Raw genomic sequence first — 23,578 nt, 5'->3', positions numbered from 1 at the left:
ATAGAACCTAGGATCGCGGGCATGACAGTGCTGCGGATCCGGGGCTTCGCCCTCCCCGAGGGAGAGCCGATCGACCTCTACGCCGACGGCGACCGGTGGACCACCGATCCGGTTCCCGGCGCCGAACTGGTGGCCGAGGGCTGGATCCTGCCGGGCCTGGTCGACGCCCACACGCACCCGGGAGCGGAGGCGCCCGGCCGGCCGCTGGACGACGAGACGCTGCGGGGTGATCTGCGAGCCCATCTGAACTCCGGGGTCACGCTGATCCGGTCGCCCGGCCTGGCCGGTGATCCGCCCGAGTGGTTCGGCCGGGAGGACGACAGCCCGCGGGCCTTCCACGCCGGCCCGTGGATCGCCCAGCACGGACAGTTCTTCGAGGGGTGGGGCCGCCGGCCGGAGCCGGTCGATCTGCCCGCCGTCGCGGCCGAGCAGGCCGGCCGCACGGGGTGGGCGAAGGTCGTCGTCGACTGGCAGGCCGGCGACGACGTCATGCCCTTGGACGTGCTGCGGGAGGCGGTCGTCCGGGTCCACGCGGTGGGCGGGCGCCTGGCGGTGCATTCCCAGCACGCGGCGGGCGGCGAGGTCGCGGTCGAGGCCGGCGTGGACTCGCTGGAGCACGGGATGGGCCTCGATCCCGGTCTGCTGCCGCACATGGCGGAGCGCGGCATCGCGCTGACGCCCACGCTGGCCGTGATCACCGAGTCCCTGGAGCGGATCGCCGCCGATCCCGAGCGGGCCGGCCGAAGCTGGTACGTGCCCGGGGCGAGCGCGCACGGCCGGCTGGCCGCCGCCGCCGTCGAGGCCGGGGTCACCGTGCTGGCCGGCACGGACACGCGGCCACACGGCGGCATCGCCCGCGAGATCCGCGCGCTGGTGGCCGCCGGGGTGTCACCGCACGAGGCGATCGCCGCCGCGTCCTGGACCGCGCGCGCCTACCTCGGCCTGCCCGGTCTGGTCGAGGGCGCCCCAGCCGACGCGGTCGTGTACGGCGCCGACCCGCGAGCGGATCTCGGCCTGCTCCACAAGCCGCACGCCGTGATCGTCCGCGGGAAGCGCCTCGGCTAGAGGCCCGGCAGGATCTTGTCGAGGCGGGCCGGGAGGTCGCGGATGCGGACGCCGGTGGCGTGCCAGATGGCGTTCAGGATGGCGGCCGGGGAACCGACGATGCCGATCTCGCCGATGCCCTTGCTGCCCATCGGGTTCAGGGCGCCGTCCTGCTCGTCGAGCCACTCCGCCTCGATCGACTCGACGTCGGCGTGGGCCGGGATGTGATATTCGGCCAGGTCGTGGTTGATCCATTCGCCCATGGCGGGGTCGAGCACGCCCTCCTCGAACAGGGCCATGCCCATGCCCATCACCATGCCGCCGATGAACTGGCTACGGGCCGTCCGCGGGTTCAGGATGCGGCCGCACGCGTACATGCCGAAGAGCCGGGACACGCGCACCTCGCCGGTCACGGCGTCGACGCGTACCTCCGCGAAGTGGGCGCCGAAGGCGTGCTTTCCTTCTTTCTCCTGCTGGGCGATGAGCTCCGAGCTGTCGAAGACCGCCTCCCTCTTCCCCGTCTCGCGTAGCGCGCGGCAGGCTCCGGTCACCGCCCAGCCCCATGAGGCGCTGCCCGAGGAGCCGCCCGCCACCGAGGCCTTCGGCAGCGTGCTGTCGCCGATGCGCAGCCGGACCTGGGAGACCGGCACGCCCAGCTCGTCGGCGGCGATCTGGGTGAGGATCGTCCGGGCGCCGGTGCCGAGGTCGGCCGCCGCGATCGCCACCTCGTAGTCGTCCGAGCCGAGGTCGCGGACGCGGGCCGTGGACGGCTGGGCCATCGCCGGATACGTCGCGCCGGCCACTCCCGTGCCGATCCACCAGTCGCCGTCGCGGCGCTGCCGTGGCCTCGGGTTGCGGGTCTCCCAGCCGAAGCGGTCCGCGCCCCGGCGGAGGCATTCCACGTAGTGGCGTGACGTGAACGGCTTGCCCGAGTCCGGGTCCACCGTGGGCTCGTTGCGCACGCGCAGCTCGATCGGGTCCATGTCGAGGGCGACCGCCAGCTCGTCCATCGCGCATTCGAGCGCCACCATGCCGGGCGCCTCGCCGGGCGCGCGCATCCAGCGCGGCGTCGGCATGTCGAGCCGGGCCAGGCGATGGCCCGTGCGGCGGTTCGGCGCGGCGTACATGTGCCGGGTCGCCACCGCCGTCTGCTCGGCGAATTCCAGGAGACGGGAGCTTTGCGAGTACGCCTCGTGGTCGATCACCGTGAGCACGCCGCCGGCGGTGGCGCCGAGCCGGACCCGCTGGATCGTCGGCGTGCGGTGCCCGACCATGCTGAACATCGCCTGCCGGGGCAGGGCCAGCTTCACCGGATGACCGGTCACCCTGGCCGCCATCGCGGCCAGGACGGCGTTGGGGCGGGCCGTGCCCTTGGACCCGAAGCCGCCGCCGACGTGTTCGGTCACCACGTGCACCTGCTCGGGCGTGAGGCCGAAGAGCGCGCCGACCGTGGCCGCGATGCCGGCCGGGTGCTGGTTCGAGTCGTACAGGGTGAGGTCGTCGCCCGACCAGACCGCGGTCGTGGCGTGCGGCTCCATCGGGTTGTTGTGCAGCGCCGGCGTCGTGTAGGTGACGTCGACCGACACCGGCGCCTCGACGGACACGTCACCGGCCGACGTCTCGGACGGGAAGCCCGGGTTCACCGTCGAAGGCGTGTAGAGGTCCGGGTGGTCGGTGCGCAGGACCGCGTCGTGCGGCTCCTTCTCGATGGTCAGCGACAGCTCCTGGGCGCCGCGCCGGGCGGCTTCGAGGCTGCGGGCGACCACCAGCGCGACGGGCTGCCCGCGATAGCTGATCTCGTCGGTCTGGAGCACGGCCAGCTCCGGATCGTCGGCCTTCTCGAGCCGGAGCGCGTTGCCGTGCCAGAGGACCGCGAGGAGATCGAGCAGCGGGTCGACCCGGACGTCGATCAGACGGCCGCGGGGCACGGGCGACGGCACCACCCAGGCGTACGCCACGTCGTCGCCGACCTGATATTCGGCCGCGTACTTCGCGGCGCCGGTGACCTTCTCCGGCCCCTCGATCCGTTGCAGCGGCTGCCCGACGGCGCGGTGCGCGATGGCGGTCATGATGTCAGCCCTTCGAGCACGGAGGCGACCAGGTTACGTACGAGCGGAATCTTGAATTTGTTGTCCTTGAGCGGCTCCGCCGCCGCCAGCTCGGCGTCGGCCGCGGCCAGGAAGGACTCGCGCGTGGCGGGCCGGCCGCGCAACGCCTCCTCGGCGATCAGCGCCCGCCACGGCTTGGGCGCCACCGCGCCGAACGCGAGCCGGACGTCGGTCACCCGGCCGTCCGCGACTTCCACCGCGGCGGCGATCGAGGAGACGGCGAAGGCGTACGACGCCCGGTCACGCACCTTCCGGTAGGCGCTTTTCAAACCCAGCGGGGGTACGTCGACAGAAGTGATCAACTCACCATGGTCGAGGACCGTGTCCCGGGACGGGTCGTCGCCGGGCAGGCGGTGGAGGTCGCTCACCGGCAGGGACCGCCGCGACGTGTTCACCGTCGCGCCCAGCGCGACCAGGGCGACCGCCATGTCCGACGGATGCGTGGCGATGCAGTGCTCCGACCCGCCGAGGACGGCCAGATTGCGGTGGTCACCCTCCCGCGCGGGGCAGCCCGTGCCGGGCGCGTGCTTGTTGCACGGCTTTGTGGCGTCCATGAAATAGCGGCAGCGGGTGCGCTGGAGCAGGTTCCCGCCGGTGGTCGCCATGTTGCGCAGCTGACCCGACGCCCCCGCCAGCAACGCCTGGCTCAGCACCTCAAAGTCGCGGCGCACGGCCGGATGGGCGGCCAGGTCGCTGTTGCGCACACCGGCGCCGATCCGCAGCCCACCCCCGTCCAGCGGCGTGATCTCGTCGAGGCCGAGGCGGGTCACGTCGACCAGCACGTCCGGGGTGGCCACGCCCAGCTTCATCAGGTCGACCAGGTTGGTGCCGCCGGCCAGGAACGTCGCGCCCGGCTCGAGGCCGCCCGCGACGTCGGTGGCCGTGCGATAGGTGAAGGTCTTCACCGGGCCGCCGCCTCCTTGATGGCCGGGACCATGTTGGCGTACGCCCCGCAGCGGCACAGGTTCCCGCTCATCCGCTCCCGGATCTCGGCGTCGCTGAGCAGATCCTCGCCGCCGTCGGTGACCGCGCTCGGCCACCCGTGCGCGACCTCGTCGAGCATGCCCACGGCCGAGCAGATCTGGCCCGGCGTGCAGTAGCCGCACTGGAAGCCGTCGTGCTCCAGGAACCCGCGCTGCACCGGATGATCGATTCCCTCGATCGTGGTGACCGGCGTGCCCTCCTGGGTGACGGCCAGGATCAGGCAGCTGTTCACCCGGCGGCCGTCGAGCAGCACCGTGCAGGCGCCGCACTGGCCGTGGTCGCAGCCCTTCTTGGCGCCGGTCAGGCCGATGTGCTCGCGCAGCGCGTCCAGCAGCGTGGTGCGCGGGTCCAGGTCGAGCTCGTGCTCGACGCCGTTCACGACGAGGTTCATGAACGCTCTGGCTACCCCGGCCGGAGTGATTCAACCGCGCCGCCTCGGGTACGGGCCAAGGCATGCGAGTCGTCATCGTCGGAGCCACCGGGAACGCCGGAACCGCCCTCCTGCGCCGTCTGGCCGCGGAGTCCGATGTCGAGGTGGCCGGGGTGGCCCGGCGGCTGCCCGACCCGGTCGGCGCGTACGCGGGCGCGACCTGGCACTCGGTGGACATCGGGGCCGAGGACGCCACCGAGCGCCTCACCGAGGTGTTCACCGGAGCCGACGCCGTGGTGCACCTGGCCTGGCAGATCCAGCCCAGCCACGACCAGCACCTGCTCTACCGCACGAACGTGCTGGGCAGCCGCGCGGTGGCCCGGGCGGTGCTGCGCTCCGGGGCCCGCGCGCTGGTGCAGGCGTCGTCGGTGGGCGTCTACTCGCCGGGGCCGAAGGACGCGTACGTCCGTGAGAACTGGTCCCGGGGCGGGGTGCTCGCGTCCTCCTACAGCCGCCACAAGGCCCAGGTCGAACGGATGCTGGACGCGGTCGAGTCGGAACACCCGACGCTGCGCGTGGTGCGCCTGCGCCCCGGCCTGATCTTCCAGCGCGCGGTCGGCACGGAGATCGCCCGCTACTTCGCGGGCCCGCTGCTGCCGGCGCGACTGCTGAGGCCGCAGTGGATCCCCGCCATCCCGTCCCATCCGGCGCTGCGCCTGCAGGCGGTGCACGCGGACGACGTGGCCGAGGCGTACGCCCGCGCGGTCCTCTCGGACGTGCACGGCGCCTTCAACATCGCCGCCGGCCCGGTCCTCGACCCGAAGGTGGCGGCCCGCGCCTTCCACGGCCTCCGCGTCCCGGTCCCGGGCGCCGCCCTGACCGGCGCCGCCGCCCTGTCGTGGTGGCTGCGCCTCCAGCCGATCGACGCCGGCTGGGTGCGGCTGGCCCTGAAGGCCCCACTGATGTCCTGCGATCGAGCCGCCACCGAGCTGGGCTGGCGCCCCACCCGCGACGCCGTCGAGTCCTTGAGGGAACTGATCGCCGGCATGGCCGACCGGGCCCACGGCGACGGCCCACCCTTGTCGGCCGACCCCGCCCTCCCGGGCCGTCTGGGCGGTTTGCTCCGTGGACGCCTTCCGGGCACGGGAAATCCCTACTAGGCGACCAGGGGCAGGCGGTCGGTCATCTGGCTCAGGGCCTCGGTGCCGTCGACCGGGCTGGAGAACAGGTAGCCCTGGCCCAGGGGGCAGCCCAGCCAGGCCAGCAGGTCGCGGTGGGTGGTGCTCTCGATGCCCTCGGCGATGACCGTCAGGCCGTACTGGCGGGAGAGGGCGACCATGCCCTGGACCCGGGTCAGCTGGTCCTGGCTCTGGGCGATGTCGTCGATGGCCGACTTGTCGATCTTCAGGACGTCCAGGGGGAGGCCGTCCAGCTCGGGGCCGAAGTAGTCGATCGCTATCCGTACGCCGTGGTCCCTGAGGTCCTTCAGCTGGGCCCGGACCCAGTCGTTCTCGGGGGCCAGCGCGGTCTCGTTCAGCTCCAGCATCAGCGCGTGCGGTGGGACCGCCGCCTTGGCCAGGGCCTGCTTGATCTCGTCGATGAAGCCGGGCTCGCGGAACTGGCGGACCGAGACGTTGACGCTGACGTACGGCTGGCGGGAGCGCGGCAGGATGCGCCGCCACTGGCCGACCGTGTGCAGGGCCTGCTCCAGCACCCAGCGGCCCATCGGGACGACCAGGCCGCTCTCCTCGGCCACCTCGATGAACTCGGCCGGCTGGACCACGCCGCGGGTCGGGTGGTGCCAGCGGACCAGGGCCTCGTAGCCGACCGGCTCGTCCGTGCCGAGGTCGACGATCGGCTGGTAGGCGAGCAGGAAGTGGCCTTCGCGGGCCGCGTGGTCGAGGGCCGAGCGCAGCTCCAGGCGTTCGACCATCGCGCCGTGCAGGTCGGCCTGGTAGCGGCGCCACTGGTTCTTGCCGGCGCCCTTGGCGACGTACAGCGCCAGATCGGCCTGGCGCAGCAGCTCGTCGGCCGAGTCGGCCTCGGGTGTGGTGGTGATGCCGATGCTGGCCACGGCCATGATGGTCGTGCCGTCGTCGAGCGGCACCGGCTCGGCCAGCGCGGTCAGGATGCGCTGGGCGGTCTCCTCGACCGCGCCCGGGTCCTGCACGTTCTCGACCAGCGCGGCGAACTCGTCGCCGCCCAGGCGGGCCGCCGTGTCGTCGGCGCGCAGGGCGCCCGCGATCCGGTGGGCCACCGTGATCAGCAGCTGGTCGCCGACCGCGTGTCCGAGCGTGTCGTTCACCTTCTTGAAGTCGTCCAGGTCGATGAAGAGCACGCCGACGACCGAGCCGTCGCGGGCGCCGCGGTGCAGCGCGTGCCCGAGCCGGTCGTGGAACAGGACCCGGTTGGCGAGCCCGGTCATCGCGTCGTGGAACGCCTGGTGGATCAGCTCCTGTTCGAGGCGGCGGCGCTCGGTGACGTCGCGCAGGGTCACGACCACCCCGGCCACTGTCGGGTCGGCGCGCAGGTCCTGCGAGTGCATTTCCAGGAGCACGGGTGTACGCCGGTGGCCGACCGCCCGGAAGTCGAGGCCCTCCTGCATCGTGTCGCCGGCCCGGATCGCGGCCAGCACCTCGTCGAGCCGGCTCCGGTCGCCCGGGTGGATCACGCCGGGCAGCAGCGTGCCGCTCGGGTCGGCGCCGAGCACGGCCGCCGCCGACGGGCTGGCGTAGCGGATCCGGTCGAGGTCGTCGACGATCAGGATGACGTCGGAGGTGTTCTGGACCAGGGTGCGGAAGTACGTCTCGCTGTTGCGCCGAATGACCTCGTGGCTCAGCTCGATCCGCTCCAGGGCCAGCGCCGCCTGCCCGGCCAGCACCTCGACCGCCCGCAGCAGGCCGGGCAGCCGCTGGGCCGGCGCGCCGACGTGCAGCACGCCGAGCAGCGAGGCCCCGGCCGGGCGGTCGCCCAGCACCATGGGGCTGCGCAGCGTCAGGCTGAAGTTGGTGAGCCGCACCGCGACCGCCCAGTCGACGTCGCGGGTGGGCACGATCCGGGTCGGCCCGGCGGGCAAGAAGGTGCCGTCGACCGCCATCGCCAGGACGACCCCGTGCGGGGTGTCCGGCGGAAGCAGTTCGGCGACCGCGACCCGTACGGCGGCGTTGACCTCGTCCGTGGCGTTGGCCGAGACCAGGGCGGCCGAGGCCCGGCGCAGCGCCCGCTCCCGGGCCAGGGCCAGGCGGTGACTGGCCATGACGCCGGCCATCCGCACCAGCACCAGCAGGAACGTGATGGCGCTGAGGATCGCCACGACGGTCAGGTCGGGCACCTCGCCGTCGCGGAACATCCGCACCAGCAGCACCGCGGGCGCCACCATCGAGGCCAGGCCGAGCAGGGCCAGCCGCAGCCGGGTCAGCTCGGTCTCGGCGGCCGGGGCGGCCCGGCTCAGCTCGACCATCGACGGGTGCAGCGCGGTCAGACCGGCCGCCGCGTACAGGGCGAAACCGCCGACGGCGGCGTCACCAGCCGCCGACAGCTGATGGGCGGCGTCGGCGAACAGCATGACCAGCAGGCCGCCGCCGAGGATCCGGCCCGCCATGACCGGGCGGCCGGCGGTCAGCAGCCGGGTCAGCATGCCGAGCAGCAGCAGGTCGGCCAACGGGAACGCGATCTCGGCGACCGCACCGGTCCGCTGGAGGTCGGGGCCGAGCACGAAGCTCCAGGCGAGCAGGGCGACGCCGGAGGTGAGGGTGAGCGAGTCGAGCAGGGCGGCCCGGTCACGGATGCCGCCGGTGCGCCGGCGGATCAGCACGAGCAGCATGCCGGCCAGCACCGGATAGCCGATCAGGGCCAGCACGGCGCCGGCCATGGACAGGCCGGGCACGTGGTCGAGGGCCCATTCCGGGGCCGCGTAGGCCGCGGTGCCGAGCGAGGAGAGCGTGACCGCGAGCCCCAGGAGCCGCCACGGCATGCGGTCGGCGGGCTGGTGACGGCGTACGCCATAAGCGATGGCGGCGACCGCCGAGAGACCGCCGATCACGCGCAGCGGGCTTTGCGCGCCGGCCGGCGCGAGCACGAAGAGGACGGCGATCAGCGCCATCCAGCCACCGAAGGCGGCGGCCCAGCGTGCCGGCATCCTGTCCCTGCCTCCACTCCGCGCTCGGTTCTGCGGGGTGCCAGATCGGCCCGGCACCGGGTGACCTGAGTGAAACCGGCACAATCGTCGTGTGCTCCTCGAGTTCATCCGCGGCAACACCGTGCTCGCGCCCGTGCCCTTCGTCCCCGAGCTCTCCCTCTATCAGGCGGAGGAGCCGATCGCGCTGTGGGAGAAGACGGAGGAGGCCGGCGCCGAGCAGCCGCCGCCGTTCTGGGCGTTCGCCTGGGCCGGCGGGCAGGCCCTGGCCCGGCACGTGGTCGACCATCCCGAGTTGGTGAGCGGGCGCAGCGTGCTCGACCTGGCCACGGGTTCGGGGCTGGTGGCCGTGGCCGCGGCCAAGGTGGGAGCGAGCCCGGTGACGGCCAACGACGTCGATCCGTACTCGCTGGCCGCGGCCGAGGTGAACGCCGAGGCCAACGGCGTGCGGATCCGCACGGTGGAGGCCGACCTGCTGGACAGCGACGACCCGTACGGCGTGGTGCTGGCCGGTGACGTCTTCTACAGCCGCGAGATGGCGGCCCGGGTGTTGCCGTTCCTGCGGCGGGCGGCCTCGCGGGGCAGTCTCGTGCTGATCGGCGACCCGGGCCGGGCCTATCTGCCGTCCGAGGGATTGACCAGGCGGGCCTCGTACGACGTGCCGGTGCCGGTGTCCCTCGAAAGCGTCCCGGTGCGTCACACGACGGTCTGGCAGCTTATCCCCGCAGGAGCTTGAGGAGGGCGAATCCGTCCTCGACGACGTCATCCGGCGTCGGGCCGTCGGGCTCGGTGCGGGTGCGGGGCGACGGCATGAGGATGGCCCGCTCGACGCCGGCACGGCGGCCGCATTCGATGTCGCGGCGCGGGGTGTCCCCGACGAACCAGGATTTTTCGGGCTCCACGCCGAGCGCGTCGGTCGCGTGCCAGATCATCTGCGGGTTCGGCTTGCGGACGCCGGCCTCGTCGCTGTAGATCTGCGCGGCGAAGAACTCCCCGATCCCCGCCTTGTCGAGAAAGTCGCGGTGGGCCGCGCCGGCCAGTGAGTTGCTGACGACGGCGAGCGGGATCTCGGCTTCATGGGCAAACCGCAACATTTCCGGTACGCCCGGACGAAGCGCCCAATTATCGCGCCAGGCCCACTCGTACGCGAGCTTGCGCACCGCCCCGCGCACCGGCACCTGAGCCGCCGGCGGCCAGCCGGGCAGGATGAACCGCTCGAACACCTCGGCCTGGCTCAGCTCGTCCGGCCAGTCCTCGTCCCGCCACCGCGCGTAGGCGGCCGCGCCTTCGGTGACCGACCGCTGAATCTCGCCTGGCGTCAGGGCGCCCCTGGTCAGGTTGAAGATGCGCAGAACCAGACCGGGCGGAGCGCTGCGCTGCGGCGGCGCGTCCGCCAGTACGCCCCCGAAGTCGAGGAGAAGCGCAGCGGGCCGCATATCAACGAACGGTACCCAATGTCCAGGCCCGGACACCCCCGACAATGCCCGCCGTGTTCGGCACCACTACGACGTCGTCGCCCATCCGGGCCAGCTGGGCGGGAGTGATGAGACGGGAGTTGCCGCCGCCCAGATAGACGCGGTCCCAGAGGAAGACCGGCCGCAGCCCCTCGATGACGTTGCGCACGCGGCGCGACCAGAGGGCGTCACCCAGCCGGCGCCGCTCGTGCTCGCCGATGTACGTGTCGTAGGACATCCCCCAGCGCACCGGCGCCTGCGACATCTCCAGGTGCGGGGCGAGCTTGCCCCCGTCGAACAGGGCACAGCCGAGCCCGGTGCCGAGCGTCAGCACCAGCTCGCACCCCGTGCCCGCGACCACGCCGGCCCCGTGCACCTCGGCGTCGTTGAGCACCAGCGTCGGCATGCCGAAGGCGTCGGCCAGCGCGGTGCGGGCGTCGAACCCGCTCCACGCCTCGACGAGCTCGGGATCGACCTTCGTCCGGGGCCCGCTCCGCGTCACGTAATGCGGCGTGGCGACCACCACGCCGTGCCGCAGCATGCCCGGCATGCCGACGGTGACCCGGTCGGCGCTGGGCAGGCGCTCCCCGAGCTGCACCAGCGTCTTCACGAAGAGGTCGGGCGGCAACGGGTACGGGGTCGGGACGCGCAACGGCTGGGCCCGCATCGTGCCGGCCTCGTCGAGCACGGAGCCCTTGATGCCGCCGCCGCCGCAATCGATCGTCAGGGTGAAAGCCACGCCGTCAGTTTGCATGGCGGACACCTCCTCGCCTAATGATTGTGACCACGGCGTGTGGTGTTGGGTAGGGTCGACGGCCGTGCGAGTAACTACCCGGAATGCCTCCTTTCAGCAGTGGCAGGCGCTGCTCACGAACCGGACGAAGCGGCACCGCTCCCGCGAGTTCCTCGTGCACGGTGTGCGGCCCATCTCCCTGGCCCTCGATCACGGCTGGGAGATCCGCGATCTGATCTATCCGGACAACCACTCCCTGTCGGCGTGGGCGCGCGATGTCCTCGACCGTTCCGGCGCCCGGCCGGTCGCGATGGCGCCCGATCTGTTCGCCGAACTGGCCGACAAGGAGTCGGCCGAGCTGGTGGCCGTGGTCGGCATTCCGGAAATATCGGATTTGCCCATGGCGGCGGATGCGCACTTGCTGGTGGTCGTCTTCGACCGTCCGTCCACGCCGGGCAACATCGGCACTCTGATCCGCTCGGCGGACGCCTTCGGAGCGGCGGCGGTCGTGATCACCGGGCACGCCGCCGATCCGTACGACCCGAAGTCGGTCCGGGCCAGCACGGGCTCGCTCTTCGCTCTGCCGGTGATCCACGTCGAGGGGCACTCCGAAGTGCTGGCCTGGGTGTCGCGGCTCCGGGAAGGCGGGCTCCCGGTCGAGATCATCGGGACCGACGAGCACGGGTCGGCCGACGTGGCCGACTACGACCTGACCGGGCCGCGGGTGGTGCTGATCGGTAACGAGACGACCGGGCTCAGCACGGCCTGGCGCGAGGCGGCCGACGCGCTCGTCCGGATTCCGATCACCGGCGCGGCCAGCTCGCTGAACGCGGCGAGCGCGGCCACGGTCGTGCTCTACGAGGTCAGCCGGCAGCGGTCGCACCGATCCTGATCACCCGGCGGCGGTCGCGCGGATCCGGACTCGGGTGATCGCGCGGCCGGTCACCTCCGTCACCTCGGCCGTGAACTCGGGCAGGTCGACCACCTCGCCCGGGCAGGTCGGGATGTGGCCGAGCGCCTCCAGCACCATGCCGGCCACCGTGGTCGAGTCGCCGGCCGGGTGGAAGCCGAGGTCGGGCAGGTCGTGCACGGGAAACGAGCCGGGCATGAGCAGGGCGCCGTCCGGCTCGTGGACCACCGCCGCCACATCCCGGTCGGTCTCGTCGTAGATCTCCCCCACGATCTCCTCGACCAGGTCCTCCATGGTGACGATGCCGTCGATCGCGCCGCGCTCGTCGACCACGAAGGCCAGCTGCCGGCGCTCGCCGCGCAGCTGCATGAGGGCGTCCGAGACCCGCAGCGTCTCGGGCAGGAAGACGCCGGGGCGGCAGTGCTCGTCGACCGTGCCGGTGACGTCGACCAGGTCACGCAGGTGCACCGTGCCGACCACGTCGTCCAGCCCGGCCGGGCCGACCACCGGCGCCCGCGAGTGGCCGCCGTCGATCAGCAGGCGCAGCGCGTCGTGGGCCGACGCGCCGCTGGGCAGGGTGAGCACGTCACGCCGGGGCACCAGGATCTCCCGCAGGATCCGGTCCGCGATCTCGAAGGCGCCGCTGATGATCGTCCGCTGCTCGGCCGAGAAGTCCTGCTGGGCCGCGACCATGTCGCGGATCTCCTCGGTGGTGACCTCCTCGCGCTGGGCCGCCGGGTCGCCGCCGGCCAGCCGGACGATCAGGTTGGTCGAGGCGCCCAGCAGCCACACCGCCGGTCGCGAGATCATCGACAGGACGTCCAGCGGGCGGGCCACCAGCAGGGCCCATCCCTCCGTACGCTGCATGGCGATCCGCTTGGGCGCGAGCTCGCCGATGACCAGGGTGACGAAGGTCAGCAGCACGGTCACGACGAAGATCGCGGCCGGCTCGGCGGCCCCGCCGAGGAAGCCCAGCGGCCCGACGAGCGGCTCGGAGAGCGACACCGCGGCCGTGGCCGAGGCCAGGAAGCCGGCCAGCGTGATGCCGATCTGAATGGTGGCGAGGAACCGGTTGGGGTCGCGCGTCAGCCGGGCGAGCACCCGCCCACCGCCGGACCGCCGTTCGAGCCGCTGCACCTGGCTGTCGCGCAACGAGACCAGGGCCATCTCGCTGCCCGAGAAGACCGCGTTGACCAGGACGAGCACGAGCACCAGGACGATTTCGCCCATTCGCCCGATTTTAGAGCATGTCAGAAGCGCGCGAACGAGCGGATCGGCATCCGCGGGCCGAACTTCGGTGCCCCGAGGCCGCCGTGGGCGAGCAGGTCGCAGACCCGGCCCCGGTGTCCGCGGAACGGCTCGAGCAGTTCCAGCATGCGCTCGTCGGTGCCGCGGGCCTCGCCGGCCAGCGCCCAGGCCACCGTGTTCGGAATGTGGAAGTCACCGACGCTCACCGCGTCCGCGTCGCCGTACGCCACCCGGACCACCTCGGCCGCGGTCCACGGCCCGATACCGGGCAGCGCGACGAGCCGCCGGGTCGCCTCGGCCGAGTCGGCGCAGCGTTCGAGGCGCTCGGCGACCAGGGCGGCACGCTGGAGGGCCTGGGTGCGGCGCTGCTCGACCCCGAAGGGATGGAACTCCCAGTAGGCCATGGCCGCGATGGCGGCGGGGTCGGGCGGCAGCACGAGATCGACCGGTCCCGGGGCGGGCTCGCCGACGGCTTTGCAGATCGCCCGGTACGACCGGTGGGCCTCCTTGCCGGTGACCTTCTGCTCCAGGATGGCCCGCAGCACCCGCGGGAAGACCATTCCGGTGGACGGCATCCGCACGCCGGCGAAGGTCTTGGCCAATCGCGCGACGAGCGGGTGGTGCGCCACGATCTCCGCGAAGCCCTCGAGATCGTCACGCAGGCCGGCGATGGCGTCGGCCCGATCAACGATCCACTCGGCGCCCGGCCCATACCCCGTGGCGAAAAGGGCCGCACCGGCTCCGCCCGCGGCCCGGCCACCCGATTCCGCGCCAACCGCGCCCACATCCCGGGTGCCCGATTCCGCGCCAACCGCGCCCACATCCCGGCCGCCCGATTCCGCGCCAACCGCGCCCACATCCCGGCCGCCCGATTCCGCGCCAACCGCGCCCACATCCCGGCCGCCCGATTTATCGCGACAAAGGTGGAGAGTTGCGGGACCTGAAGGCGTACGAGCAGTAAGCCAGAGATCGTCGCCGGTGAAGCGGCCGCACGGGTCGTGCTTGGGGACCAGGAGCGGGCCAACCGAGGCGCCGAAGTGGTAGCGCGGCGGCGTCGTCAGCCGGCGGGTCACTTCGGAGGTCACCGGAACACTGTGCCACCTGCCGGCGGGATTGCCCAGGCAGGCCGATGGCCCTGACCGCGCTCCCGGTCAGGGCCATCGGAGGGCGACCGGACACCCGAGTCGGTCCGGACCGCCGTGGGGAGCGGAAGCCGCCGCGCGTCGTCCATCAGGGGGAAGGACGATTTCCGCCGGCGGGGATGGGGGGTCCCGGACGGGACGGGGCCATGTCGGTGGCCTCGCCCCGGCCGGGTTCACCGCCGGTGTGGCGGCGCCGCTCCTCGATCTTTAACGCCCGCGGCCGTTGCGGACCGTGATCCGGACGGCGTCGTACGCGGGGATCTGGTTGGCGCGCTGCATCATCGGGATGCGGTGCGAGCCGTCACCGGCCCACGAGGCGCACTGCGCGGTGCCGGCGGTGGGCAGTCCGGGAACCTGGATCTGCACCGAGTCGGGCGTCGCGCTGCCGCGGCTGTCCTCGGTCGCCACGAAGAACGCGGGGACCGGGTCCGGTGCCGGAGCGGCGTTGGTGTTCTCGAGCATGCGGCACGCGGTGTGGAAGTGACCACGGACCAGGCCGTTCTGCAGGACCGAGCTCTCCACGTAGTAGCCACCCTGCCCGGCCGCGAGGAAGCGGTCACGGATCAGGTTGCGGGTGCTGACGGTCAGCGTGAACGGGGTGTTGGGCGCGACCTGGCGCGGCGCCTGCGTGATCAGCAGGGTCGGGTTGTTCGCGGCCTCGCCGACCTCACCGAACTCGGTGGAGACACAGCGGTTGCCGTTCTGGAAGCCGTCGTGCGGCGTGAGCTGGCTGGTGTCGCAGCTGTTGGTCAGGATGCCGAGGCCGGCGCCGGGCGGGGGCGTGGTCTGCGACTCGGTCGGCTGCGGGTCGGGCTGGTCGCCGCCCTGGTCACCCTGGTCGCCGCCCTGCTCGCCGTTGTCACCGCCGTTGCCCTGCTCGCCGTTGCCCTGGTCGCCACCGTTGTTGCCCTGGTCGCCACCCTGCTCGCCGTTGTCACCGCCGTTGCCCTGCTCGCCGTTGCCCTGCTCGCCGCCGTTGTTGCCCTCTTCGCCGTTGCCCTGCTCGCCGCCGTTGTTGCCTTCCTCGGCGGGTGCGCTCGCGCTCGGCTCGCCGGCGGCCGGCTCGTTGGTGGCCGGGGTGGTCGGCGGCGTGGTGGCCTGGCCACCGCCGCCGTTGTTGTTGCCGACGTTGTTCATCACCCAGTTGCGGCACCGGGTACGCAGCGTCGAGACCGACACCGTGTCGCCCGCACCGTCGTCCGCGTGCTGGGTCACCGTGCCGTTGTTGGTGGTGTAGGTGCCCTTGCGCGTCTTGGTGGACAGTTCGGACTGCGGCGGCGCCTGGATCCGGTCGCAGGCGCTGAGCGCCTTGCGCTGGTTCCGGTCGGTGCTGGCGTTGGAGACCTGAGTGACGGTCACGATGCCGCCGAAGGCGACCAGCGTGGCAGCCACCGCGATGATCCGGCGTTTTCCGCTGAACCAGTTGTTGCTCCTGGCGGCGCGCCGGTACTTGGACCTTCGCATGGGGTGAACCTTTCTCTTACGCGACTCGGACGGCGGCTGGGGCTACCGCGCCCGGAAGATGCGCATGGTCGTGATGACGCCGGCCACGAGCGCGGCGGCGAGGACAAGGAGGATCACAGTGGTGTTGACGCCTGGTACGCCGCTGTTGCTGCTGGCGGCTTGGAGCATCTGCCCGTCCACTGGGACCGGTCCCTTTCCGGCCGCCGCGGGGGCGGGAGCTGTGGGCAGCGAGCCGTAGTCGACGATCCCGCTGCTCTCCAGAAGCGTCATGTGGGTCATGACGAACTGGTTGGTCTGCTGGGCCAGCTTGCGCACGCTGTCGTTGCGGGTGCTGGCGCGGATCGTCGCGATCGCTGGGAAGATCTTGCCGTGCGCGGCGCGGAGCCGGTCGATGAAGATCTGGTCGAACTGGGAGCCGGTGGCGTCACGCATCTCGCTCAGCCAGAACGCCTGGTCGGTGTTCGGCTGGTTGGGCAGGTCGATGTCGAGCTTCTTGGCCACCGCGCGGTCCAGTGCGTCGAGGGTGACGTGCTGGGCCGCGATGGCCTTGCCGATCTGCACGACGCGGGGGTCGTTCGACTTCTCCTGGGCCATGTTGCCGGCCGGGATCTCCCAGAGGCCGGCCAGGCGGACCTTGATGACGAAGTCCTTGTCGGCCGCCGTGATCGCGCCGGAACCCTTGTCGGACAGCCCGGTCGCCGCGGGGACCGGGACACCGTCACCGCCGGCCGCGTGGGCCGGGGTGACGGGGGCGATCAGGAAAGCCAGAATCGCCGCCGAAATGCCCACCAGGAACCGCGAACGCATTTACCTCAACCTCCGATCGAGCAATTCTTAAAGGACGATTAAGTCAGTAGCTGTAGTCACTACCGGTGCCGGAGTCGTCGCTCGACCCGGCCGCTCCCGCGTCACCCGCGTCATCCGCGGAATCGTCCTTCGGCGGCGCGACCGCCTTCGAGATCGCCGGAAGGCAGGTGAGGTTCTTGGCCCCGTCGGGCTGGATCACGAACCACTTGCCGGCCACGTTCTGGCCCTTCCACGCGTGCGGCTTGGTGTCGCCGATGTACGTGTAGAGCGGCCAGCCCTTGAGCGTCAGCTGCTTCGAGCCGTCGGACCGGGTGATCGTGCCGACCAGCTTGGAGTCGACGCCCTTGAGGGTCGGCTTGCCGTCGGTGGTCAGGGCCGCGGGCCACACCTTGAGGCAGTCACCCTCGCAGTTGGACTTTGCCGGGCTGTTGCTGTCGTTGTCGAACCGGTACAGCACCTGCTGTTCCTCGTTCTCGACGACCTGGCCCATGCGGGCGACCTTGGTGCCGGTGAGCGTGTTGGTCTCCGCCTCCTCGCTCAGCTCCGGCGCGGCGTCCTCGGAACCGGGAGGGGCGGTGGCGTTGGGGTCGGCCTGCGCGTTGGGGTCGGCCGTGGCGTTCGGGTCGGCCGTGGCGCCCGCGGTGGCCGCTACGTTCTCGGAGGCCGGCTCAGCGGCGTTTCCGTAGTCGGCGGCGGCGTTGCCGCCGTATCCGGCCGGGGCGCAGCCCTGCAGTGCGAACGCTGCGGCGATGGCGGTGCCGACAACCATCAACTTTCGCTTCTCCGGGAACACGTGCCCTCCATGGTTTTCATGCATCTGGCGTTTCCGGGCTGTAGTACGCGCCAGGGATCGCTCAGGGTTGAAAAAAGGGCCGATCAATTTCCCAGTTTTTTGTTTGAACCCTTCGGCCGCCGGCTACGTACTAGATCTCTTCGCCGCATACGAAAAAGGCCCGGCCGAATCGGCCGGGCCTTTTAGTGATGAATCGATTACGGAACGCGCACCAGGGTGTCGCCGGAGGGGACCTCCTGCACCTGGACGTGCGCGATGTCGGCGCGCGGCGTCGCGGTGACCGTCTGGAGCAGCAGCGGCTGCGATTGAGCGGCCGTTCCCCAGCCCTTGGCGCCGACCGTCCAGGAGACGAGCGGCTCGGTGGTGCCGTCGGTGTGCACGGCGACCAGCCGGCACGTCTTGGGCCCGGTGATGTTGGCGATGGCGAACTGGATCTGGGTCCCGAAGTCCTTCTGCTCGAAGGCGACCGAGGCCTGTACGCCGGTGCGCGGGTCGGCACCGTCGAAGCGCTCGCCGGTCAGGTCGGGGCCGCCGATGCCGGGGCCCTGTCCGCTGTTGGGCAGCGGGTCGGTCTGGCTGCTGCCGCCCTGCGCGGTGGTGTTGCCCGTCGTGGTGCCGCCCTTGTCGCCGACCACCTGGCCGCCGACGAAGAAGGCGCCGATCGAGAGCATCGCGAAGATGACGACGGCCGCGGCCAGCGAGTAGAGCCGCCGGCTGTTGGCCCGGTGACGCTCGTGCGCGACCTCGCCGATCACCTTCTGGAGCATGAAGCCGTCGCGCCGGGTCTCCTCGGCGGCGATCACCGACTGCGCGTCGACGTCGGCCAGCAGGTCGGCGACCTCGACGAACGACTCGAGCTCGTACGCGCAGCGCGGGCACTCGATGAGATGGTCCTCGAAGCGCTCGGCGTCGCGGCTGTCGAGCACCCCGAGGGCGTACGACGCGACGTCGAAGTGGTCTTCCTGTGTCATTCCGTCACCCCCCGCTGCTGCAACGCGGTCCGCAGCGCACGCAGAGCGTAGTACACCCGTGACTTGGCGGTGCCCAACGGAAGGCCGAGCTTTTCCGCCGCTTCCGGCACCGTGCGGCCCCGGAAGTACGTCTCGATGAGGATCTCGCGGTGCGACTGGCTCAGCTCGCGCAGCGCGTCGGACACCGTCATCGACTGCAGAACGCGATCGGTGTCATCGGCCGTACTCGGGAAGCTTTCCAACTCCCGGTCGTACGTCTCGGCCGGCCGGGCGCTGGCGCTGCGGTGATCGTCGATCGCGATCCGCCGCGCCACTGTGACCAGCCACGGCCGCAGCGACTGCTGCCCCTGCGCGCCGAGCCGGTGCGCGTTGCGCCAGGCCCGCAGCAGGGTCTCCTGCACGATGTCCTCGGCCCGCTGCCGGTCACCACCGGTCAGCCGCAGCACGAACATCAGCAGAGGCCCGGCATGCTCCTCGTAGAGCATCTTGACCAGGGTGTCCTCGTGGCTGGGGCCGGTCGAGGGCGCAGCCTCGTGCCGCGGCGCCTGCCGGGGGATCACCGAACCACCATCGCCCACACCACGGCTCCCGTCGAGTGACTGCCACCGTCCACCGGAACGCTGTGTCATCAGGCCAACCCCGCCCGGCGCCAGCCGATCCTCGGCCACCGCATGCATCGATACCTCCGCCCGGAGCTTTCCCCGTCGCCTGAGATACGGCTGGGGACAGCCCTCGGGATCAACGCCGACGGGAAATTTTTCGGGAGCGGTCTCAAACGGTCCTCCGGTCTCGCGAGACTCCTGCGAAGAGTCACGAGGCGCGTGGGCAGACGATCAGAATTCATCGATCTGCACCGATATGACGGCCAGGGCAGCCGAATAATACTCAGCCACACGCGTCCCATGAAACGTCGTTCTGAGCTGCCCCGACGCACTACCGGTGCGGCATTACCGCTAAGTAGTTCCGCGCTTCCGCAGCGTTCGCGTCCCAGCATCTGGGAGCGCTCCCAACGACACCTCGAAGGGGCAACTGAGCCGTTCAGGTGATGTCTCAGCCCGTTCAGGGGATCTCCGCCAGATGCGTCCCGCTTGGTGCCTTTCGCCCGTTCTGACGGCCACTCTCAATTCTTGAGATCTTCATGATGTACGACTGCACGAGAACCTCATCTCGCGCGTGTCGCCGTCACCGCCATGGTCGCGAAGCTCATCGTGAAGGAGCCACCGAGAGCGTCGATCCCCTCACCGGTCGCGGCCAGCAATGCGGCCAGTTGCCCCGGCGGCAGCGTGGTGTGCGCGCCCTGGGTCGGCAACTGATCGAGCCACTCGTCGCGGCCGTAGACGTGCTCCCAGTCCCACCGCCACCGCTCCGCCTCGCCGAAGACGCCGGCTTCCCGCATACCGCCCTCGGCCGTGTCGAGCATGGCCGAGTACGTCTGCGCGGCCGACGCCATCGATCCGTACGCCCGGGCCATCATGCTTTCCGGCATCAGCCGCTGGTAGATCTCCTTGAACACCTGGGCCGCCTCGGGCGAGGGCTGGCCCGCGTTCCAGAACAGGGCCAGCCGGCCGCCCTCGTTCAGCACCTCGCCGGCCTTGACCGCGCCCGCGACCGGGTCGACCCAGTGCCACGTCTGCCCGGCCACGACCGCGTCGAAGACCCGCCCACGCGGATCCCACCGTTCGATGGTCGCCACCTCGACCTCGAAGCCGTCCCGGCGACTGAACTCGGCCATCCGCGGATCGGGCTCGACCCCGAGCACGCGGCAGCCGCGGTCCCGCAACGCACGGGCCACGATCCCGGTGCCGATGCCGACGTCGAGCACCTCCGGCGCCACGAGCCGCTCGATCAGCACATCGGGATAGCGGGGCCTCGTCCGGTCGTACCGCCCCGGGTCGATTCCGAAGGACTCCGCGATCCGCCGCTGCTCATGAGGTCGAATGGGCATGCGCCCACTCTAGTGGGCAAGCGCCCACTTGGATAGCCTCTTGACCCTCACACCGTGTCAGGCGATCAACTCGGAGCATCATGTTCACCATCGGAGACTTCGCCCGGCACGGCCGCGTCTCGGTCCGCATGCTGCGCCATTACGACAGCATCGGCCTGCTGCGCCCGGCCCACGTCGACCCGGCCACCGGATACCGCCGCTACACCGGAAGCCAGCTGGCGCTGCTCAACCGCGTCGTCGCGCTCAAAGATCTCGGCTTCACGCTCCAGCAGGTGCGCGAGATCATCGACGAGGCGGTCACCACCGAGCAGTTGCGCGGCATGCTCCGCCTGCGGCACGCCGAGCTGGCCGGCGCCGTGGCGTCCGCGACGGCCCGGCTGATCCAGGTCGAGGCGAGGCTCCGAGCCATCGAGAGCGAGGGCCGCATGCCCACCGACGAGGTCGTCCTCAAGTCCGTGCCCACCGTCCGCGTCGCCGAGCTGACCGCCACCGCCGCCGGCTTCGAGCCCGGCCTGATCGGTCCCGTCATCGCCCCGCTCTACGAGGAGCTGTTCCGCCGGCTGACCATCGCCGGCATCGCACCCACCGGCCCCGGCATCGCCTACTACACGCCCGAGGCCGACGGCCGCGTCACCGTCCACGCCGCCGTGCAGGTGTCGGCTCCTCCACGCGACGGCGACCTGCCGGTGCACGACCTGCCCGGCCTGGCCCGCGCCGCGACGATCGTCCACCGCGGCTCGATGGACGCGATCCTGCCCACCGCGCAGACCCTGGCCCGCTGGATCGACGACAACGGCCACACCTCGGCCGGATATCCCCGCGAGGTCAGCCTGGAGTGCCCGCCCGAGCCCGGCCAGTGGGTGACCGAACTCCAGGAACCCCTCACCAGGCAAGATGATTAGATGCCGACCGGTGTGGCCCTGCGTGACGTACGACAGCAGCTCTTCGACGCCGCCGAGCGCGTGCTGCGCCGCGACGGCGCCGGCGGCTTGACCAGCCGGGCCGTCACCGCCGAGGCCGGCGTGGCCAAGGGCGTGCTGCACCGGCACTTCACCGACTTCGACGACTTCCTGGCCGCGCTGGTCGAGGACCGCATCGCCCGCCTGTCACACGAGTCGGGCGCGCTGCACGCCTCGGCCGGCACGGCGACGGTCGTCGCCAACCTGGCCGCCGCCCTGACCTCGATCTTCGGCTCGATCGCCCTGAACGTCGTCGCCCTGATCATCGCCCGCGACGAGCTGCGGGCCCGCCTGCGCCGCGACCGCCCCACCGGCATACCCCTGCTGACCGAGGCCGCCACGATGCTCGCGTCCTATCTGAAGGCCGAACAGGACCTGGGCCGCCTCTCACCGCGGGCGGACGCCGACACCCTGGCCCTGACCCTGATCGGCACCAGCCACCTGGTCTTCGCCGGCCACGACGACACCCCGCCCGACCCGGCCGAGGTCGAGAAGCTGGTCAACTCGGTCCTGACCGGCGCCGCCTGATCACCCTTCCCAGACATCGACCCGGGGCAGCCCCCGCGCGGCCCGGGCGTCATCGACCATGCGCTGGATCAGAGCGGTCTTTCCCCGGGTGTACGCGTCGGCGTCATGCCCCGCCTCCGCGAGCTCCCGTTTGAGCCGCCCGTAGGCCAGCCGGTCCGCCGCGTGCCCGCGAAGGTGGTCGCGCAGCAGCCGCTCGTTGCGCGTCCCCCACGAATCCACGGTCACCACGTGCAGGTGGACGACGAGCTCGCCGTCACGCACCCGCCGGTAGAACAGCCGCTCCGGCATGCCGACATCGACCCGCCGGTAGCCGAGCGCCTCGACCACGGTCTCCCGCTGCTCCACCACACCGAGCTCGCCGACGGCCACCATGACGTCGATCACCGGCTTGGCCGCCATGCCCGGCACCGAGGTGCTGCCCAGATGCTCGGCCTCGACGATCAGCCCGGGCAGAGCCTCAACGATCTCCTCGATGACGGCGGCCGCCAGCCGGGGCCACTCAGGGTCGTACTCACGAATCTCGATCCCCATGAGCGCGACCCTAGTGGTGGCCGTCGCCGGTCTCCTCGGCCCAGACCCGCCAGTTGTCGAGGACGCCGTAAAGAGAAGGGGTGAGCCAGCCCGGCGCGGACCGGCGGAAGACGCCGGGGTCCATCCGCCCGGCGTCCGAGGGGAGAGCGCCGAGAAGGTGCGGGACCATCTCGCTCAGGTTGGCCCAGTGGACCAGCTCGGGATGCGACGGCCAGGCGCCGATGACGACGCCGGCCGGGATGCCGCGCCGGTTGAGGGCTTCCAGGGTGAGGGCGGTGTGGTTGAGGGTGCCCAGACCGGCCCGGGCCACGACGATGGTGCTGACGCCGAGGGCGGTGGCGAGATCGGCGAAGGTCCACGACTCGCCGGACGGCCGCACGCCCATCGGCACGAGAAGGCCACCGGCGCCCTCGACCAGCACCAGGTCGTGCTTGTCGGCCTCGGCCCGGATGGCGTCGACGACTTCGTAGAGTTCGAGCGGCGGCATGGAGGCCACCGTGGCGGCGGCGAGCGGAGCCATGGGCTCGGGATATTCGGCGAGCGTACGGGCGGTGTCGGGCCCGGCGAGCCGGCTGATGACCTCGATGTCGGTCGGCGCACCGGTCACGATGCCGGTCTGCCCCGGCTTGATCACCGCAACCCGAAGCCCCGACGACTGGGCGGCGGCCGCCACGGCCGCGGTGACGATGGTCTTGCCGACATCGGTGTCGGTGCCGGTGACCAGCACGACCCCGCGCCACTCCCCCGGCGCGGCCCGACGGGGCGCGGCCTGAGCAGCGGGCGGAGCTTGAGCGGAGAGCTCGGCCGCGATCTCGGCCCCGAGAGCCTCACCGCTGGGCAGTTCATCGGCATCGAGAGCGGGCCCCACCGGCGCCGGCGACACAGGAGCGCTTCCAGGCTGCGGCTCCTCGAGGGGCGCCGGTTCCACGGGCGCCGTGCCGACCGGCCCCGCCCCGGGACGGCCGGACAGCTCCCCGGATGTCCCACCCGAACCTGCATCGGCACGGCCGGCCGGACCGCTCTCGGGGCGACCGGAAAGCTCGGCGCGTGCTTCCTCGATCGGCGGGAAGTCGGATCGGCCGGCCAGCGAGGAAACGGCGGGCGCCACTACTGCCGAGAGCCCACGGCTTCCCGACCGCACCCCGGGCGACATTTCCCGCGAAGAGCGGACATTGTCGGCAGCTGCCGCCTCTTCCCCGGCGGAAGGTCCCGGAATGGCAGTAGACGGTTCCGCGGCGGACGAGACCGCGCCCGGCTCCCCGGCTTCCAGGACGCCAAACTCCCCGGCACCCGAGACGCCCGGCCCTCGCGCATCCGAGACGCCCGGCTCCCCCGCACCCGAGACACCCGGTCCCCGCGCATCCGAGACGCCCGGATCGTCAGAGGCCGAGCCCGCGGCTCCATCGCCGGTGCGTGAAGCGGCGACCGCCGGGACCGCGACGTCCGGCCTGG

Annotated in this window: 22 protein-coding genes; 6 read left to right on the top strand and 16 right to left on the bottom strand. The window is 71.7% G+C overall.

What is annotated here, in order from left to right:
• Window positions 1–21 precede the first annotated feature (21 nt).
• Window positions 22–1,065 carry an amidohydrolase family protein gene (locus ACFY36_RS29465; protein WP_499749148.1) on the top strand — a complete coding sequence of 348 codons (1,044 nt, stop codon included), beginning with the start codon at window positions 22–24 and terminating at the stop codon, window positions 1,063–1,065.
• Here the strand turns inward: ACFY36_RS29465 and ACFY36_RS29460 are convergent.
• The 3 genes from ACFY36_RS29460 to ACFY36_RS29450 are packed head-to-tail and all read right to left on the bottom strand — an operon-like array spanning window position 1,062 to window position 4,527.
• On the bottom strand, window positions 1,062–3,113 hold the full coding sequence (locus ACFY36_RS29460) for a xanthine dehydrogenase family protein molybdopterin-binding subunit (protein WP_499749147.1): 2,052 nt from the start codon (window positions 3,111–3,113) through the stop codon (window positions 1,062–1,064). The two genes, ACFY36_RS29465 and ACFY36_RS29460, sit on opposite strands and share 4 nt — an antisense overlap.
• Window positions 3,110–4,057, bottom strand: a complete 948-nt coding sequence (locus ACFY36_RS29455) for an FAD binding domain-containing protein (protein WP_499749146.1) — start codon at window positions 4,055–4,057, stop codon at window positions 3,110–3,112. The genes ACFY36_RS29460 and ACFY36_RS29455 overlap by 4 nt, the downstream gene beginning before the upstream one ends.
• Window positions 4,054–4,527 carry a 2Fe-2S iron-sulfur cluster-binding protein gene (locus ACFY36_RS29450; RefSeq protein ID WP_499749145.1) on the bottom strand — a complete coding sequence of 158 codons (474 nt, stop codon included), beginning with the start codon at window positions 4,525–4,527 and terminating at the stop codon, window positions 4,054–4,056. The genes ACFY36_RS29455 and ACFY36_RS29450 overlap by 4 nt, the downstream gene beginning before the upstream one ends.
• 62 nt (window positions 4,528–4,589) lie before the next feature.
• Between ACFY36_RS29450 and ACFY36_RS29445 the strand changes: the two genes are divergently transcribed.
• Window positions 4,590–5,666 (top strand): NAD-dependent epimerase/dehydratase family protein, encoded by a 1,077-nt coding sequence (locus ACFY36_RS29445; RefSeq protein WP_499749144.1) that lies wholly within the window; start codon window positions 4,590–4,592, stop codon window positions 5,664–5,666.
• Here ACFY36_RS29445 and ACFY36_RS29440 read toward each other — a convergent pair.
• Window positions 5,663–8,644, bottom strand: coding sequence for an EAL domain-containing protein (locus ACFY36_RS29440; RefSeq protein ID WP_499749143.1), 2,982 nt, complete (start codon window positions 8,642–8,644; stop codon window positions 5,663–5,665). The genes ACFY36_RS29445 and ACFY36_RS29440 overlap by 4 nt on opposite strands.
• Before the next feature lie 91 nt (window positions 8,645–8,735).
• On the opposite strand from ACFY36_RS29440, the gene ACFY36_RS29435 reads away from it, so the two are divergent.
• Window positions 8,736–9,377: a class I SAM-dependent methyltransferase gene (locus ACFY36_RS29435; RefSeq protein WP_498691347.1), complete on the top strand. Its 642-nt coding sequence runs from the start codon at window positions 8,736–8,738 to the stop codon at window positions 9,375–9,377.
• On the opposite strand, the gene ACFY36_RS29430 is transcribed toward ACFY36_RS29435, so the two are convergent.
• Window positions 9,358–10,077, bottom strand: a complete 720-nt coding sequence (locus ACFY36_RS29430; RefSeq protein ID WP_499749142.1) for an HAD family hydrolase — start codon at window positions 10,075–10,077, stop codon at window positions 9,358–9,360. The two genes, ACFY36_RS29435 and ACFY36_RS29430, sit on opposite strands and share 20 nt — an antisense overlap.
• A 1-nt stretch (window position 10,078) precedes the next feature.
• Window positions 10,079–10,834, bottom strand: a complete 756-nt coding sequence (locus tag ACFY36_RS29425) for an ROK family protein (protein WP_097322203.1) — start codon at window positions 10,832–10,834, stop codon at window positions 10,079–10,081.
• 79 nt (window positions 10,835–10,913) lie between these two features.
• Here ACFY36_RS29425 and ACFY36_RS29420 point away from each other — a divergent pair, with 79 nt between their 5' ends.
• Window positions 10,914–11,720: a TrmH family RNA methyltransferase gene (locus ACFY36_RS29420; RefSeq protein ID WP_499749141.1), complete on the top strand. Its 807-nt coding sequence runs from the start codon at window positions 10,914–10,916 to the stop codon at window positions 11,718–11,720.
• Here the strand turns inward: ACFY36_RS29420 and ACFY36_RS29415 are convergent, their stop codons facing one another.
• The 8 genes from ACFY36_RS29415 to ACFY36_RS29380 all read right to left on the bottom strand — a co-directional run bounded on the left by ACFY36_RS29415 (window position 11,721) and on the right by ACFY36_RS29380 (window position 20,108).
• Window positions 11,721–12,968, bottom strand: a complete 1,248-nt coding sequence (locus tag ACFY36_RS29415; RefSeq protein ID WP_499749140.1) for a hemolysin family protein — start codon at window positions 12,966–12,968, stop codon at window positions 11,721–11,723.
• Between the two features lie 20 nt (window positions 12,969–12,988).
• On the bottom strand, window positions 12,989–14,071 hold the full coding sequence (locus tag ACFY36_RS29410) for a DNA-3-methyladenine glycosylase family protein (RefSeq protein WP_499749139.1): 1,083 nt from the start codon (window positions 14,069–14,071) through the stop codon (window positions 12,989–12,991).
• Between the two features lie 264 nt (window positions 14,072–14,335).
• Window positions 14,336–15,592 (bottom strand): Pecanex-like protein 1, encoded by a 1,257-nt coding sequence (locus ACFY36_RS29405; RefSeq protein ID WP_499749138.1) that lies wholly within the window; start codon window positions 15,590–15,592, stop codon window positions 14,336–14,338.
• 42 nt (window positions 15,593–15,634) lie between these two features.
• Window positions 15,635–16,399, bottom strand: coding sequence for a DUF4142 domain-containing protein (locus tag ACFY36_RS29400; protein ID WP_499749137.1), 765 nt, complete (start codon window positions 16,397–16,399; stop codon window positions 15,635–15,637).
• Between the two features lie 43 nt (window positions 16,400–16,442).
• Window positions 16,443–17,168 carry a COG4315 family predicted lipoprotein gene (locus ACFY36_RS29395; RefSeq protein WP_499749136.1) on the bottom strand — a complete coding sequence of 242 codons (726 nt, stop codon included), beginning with the start codon at window positions 17,166–17,168 and terminating at the stop codon, window positions 16,443–16,445.
• A 221-nt stretch (window positions 17,169–17,389) separates the two neighbouring features.
• Window positions 17,390–18,163 carry an anti-sigma factor family protein gene (locus tag ACFY36_RS29390; protein WP_499749135.1) on the bottom strand — a complete coding sequence of 258 codons (774 nt, stop codon included), beginning with the start codon at window positions 18,161–18,163 and terminating at the stop codon, window positions 17,390–17,392.
• Window positions 18,160–18,840: a sigma-70 family RNA polymerase sigma factor gene (locus tag ACFY36_RS29385; RefSeq protein WP_360241311.1), complete on the bottom strand. Its 681-nt coding sequence runs from the start codon at window positions 18,838–18,840 to the stop codon at window positions 18,160–18,162. Before ACFY36_RS29385 ends, ACFY36_RS29390 begins: the two co-directional genes overlap by 4 nt.
• Window positions 18,841–19,325: 485 nt before the next feature.
• A complete protein-coding gene (locus ACFY36_RS29380) occupies window positions 19,326–20,108 on the bottom strand; it encodes a class I SAM-dependent methyltransferase (protein ID WP_499749134.1) in 783 nt (260 codons plus the stop codon).
• A gap of 80 nt (window positions 20,109–20,188) precedes the next feature.
• On the opposite strand from ACFY36_RS29380, the gene ACFY36_RS29375 reads away from it, so the two are divergent.
• Complete coding sequence (locus ACFY36_RS29375; RefSeq protein ID WP_499749133.1) at window positions 20,189–21,010, top strand: MerR family transcriptional regulator; 822 nt, start codon at window positions 20,189–20,191, stop codon at window positions 21,008–21,010.
• Window positions 21,011–21,595 carry a TetR/AcrR family transcriptional regulator gene (locus ACFY36_RS29370; RefSeq protein WP_499749132.1) on the top strand — a complete coding sequence of 195 codons (585 nt, stop codon included), beginning with the start codon at window positions 21,011–21,013 and terminating at the stop codon, window positions 21,593–21,595.
• Here the strand turns inward: ACFY36_RS29370 and ACFY36_RS29365 are convergent, their stop codons facing one another.
• Both ACFY36_RS29365 and bioD read right to left on the bottom strand, forming a co-directional pair.
• Entirely contained in the window at window positions 21,596–22,126 is a 531-nt protein-coding gene (locus ACFY36_RS29365; protein ID WP_499749131.1) for a GrpB family protein, read from the bottom strand.
• A 10-nt stretch (window positions 22,127–22,136) separates the two neighbouring features.
• Entirely contained in the window at window positions 22,137–22,853 is a 717-nt protein-coding gene (bioD, locus tag ACFY36_RS29360; RefSeq protein WP_499749325.1) for a dethiobiotin synthase, read from the bottom strand.
• Window positions 22,854–23,578: the final 725 nt, after the last annotated feature.

This window comes from Actinoplanes sp. NPDC000266, from assembly GCF_042899005.1.
GTDB lineage: Bacteria > Actinomycetota > Actinomycetes > Mycobacteriales > Micromonosporaceae > Actinoplanes.
The sequence above is the reverse complement of the archived record's forward strand: the minus strand, read 5'-3'. Positions and strand labels throughout refer to the sequence as shown.

Coding starts and splice junctions, on each gene's coding strand:
- ACFY36_RS29400 (WP_499749137.1), bottom strand. CDS start 16,399: ATGCGTTCGCGGTTCCTGGTGGGCATTTCGGCGGCGATTCTGGCTTTC.
- ACFY36_RS29405 (WP_499749138.1), bottom strand. CDS start 15,592: ATGCGAAGGTCCAAGTACCGGCGCGCCGCCAGGAGCAACAACTGGTTC.
- ACFY36_RS29465 (WP_499749148.1), top strand. CDS start 22: ATGACAGTGCTGCGGATCCGGGGCTTCGCCCTCCCCGAGGGAGAGCCG.
- ACFY36_RS29390 (WP_499749135.1), bottom strand. CDS start 18,163: ATGACACAGGAAGACCACTTCGACGTCGCGTCGTACGCCCTCGGGGTG.
- ACFY36_RS29395 (WP_499749136.1), bottom strand. CDS start 17,168: ATGGTTGTCGGCACCGCCATCGCCGCAGCGTTCGCACTGCAGGGCTGC.
- ACFY36_RS29460 (WP_499749147.1), bottom strand. CDS start 3,113: ATGACCGCCATCGCGCACCGCGCCGTCGGGCAGCCGCTGCAACGGATC.
- ACFY36_RS29430 (WP_499749142.1), bottom strand. CDS start 10,077: ATGCGGCCCGCTGCGCTTCTCCTCGACTTCGGGGGCGTACTGGCGGAC.
- ACFY36_RS29445 (WP_499749144.1), top strand. CDS start 4,590: ATGCGAGTCGTCATCGTCGGAGCCACCGGGAACGCCGGAACCGCCCTC.
- ACFY36_RS29440 (WP_499749143.1), bottom strand. CDS start 8,644: ATGCCGGCACGCTGGGCCGCCGCCTTCGGTGGCTGGATGGCGCTGATC.
- ACFY36_RS29375 (WP_499749133.1), top strand. CDS start 20,189: ATGTTCACCATCGGAGACTTCGCCCGGCACGGCCGCGTCTCGGTCCGC.
- ACFY36_RS29370 (WP_499749132.1), top strand. CDS start 21,011: ATGCCGACCGGTGTGGCCCTGCGTGACGTACGACAGCAGCTCTTCGAC.
- ACFY36_RS29450 (WP_499749145.1), bottom strand. CDS start 4,527: ATGAACCTCGTCGTGAACGGCGTCGAGCACGAGCTCGACCTGGACCCG.
- ACFY36_RS29385 (WP_360241311.1), bottom strand. CDS start 18,840: ATGCATGCGGTGGCCGAGGATCGGCTGGCGCCGGGCGGGGTTGGCCTG.
- ACFY36_RS29365 (WP_499749131.1), bottom strand. CDS start 22,126: ATGGGGATCGAGATTCGTGAGTACGACCCTGAGTGGCCCCGGCTGGCG.
- ACFY36_RS29380 (WP_499749134.1), bottom strand. CDS start 20,108: ATGCCCATTCGACCTCATGAGCAGCGGCGGATCGCGGAGTCCTTCGGA.
- ACFY36_RS29415 (WP_499749140.1), bottom strand. CDS start 12,968: ATGGGCGAAATCGTCCTGGTGCTCGTGCTCGTCCTGGTCAACGCGGTC.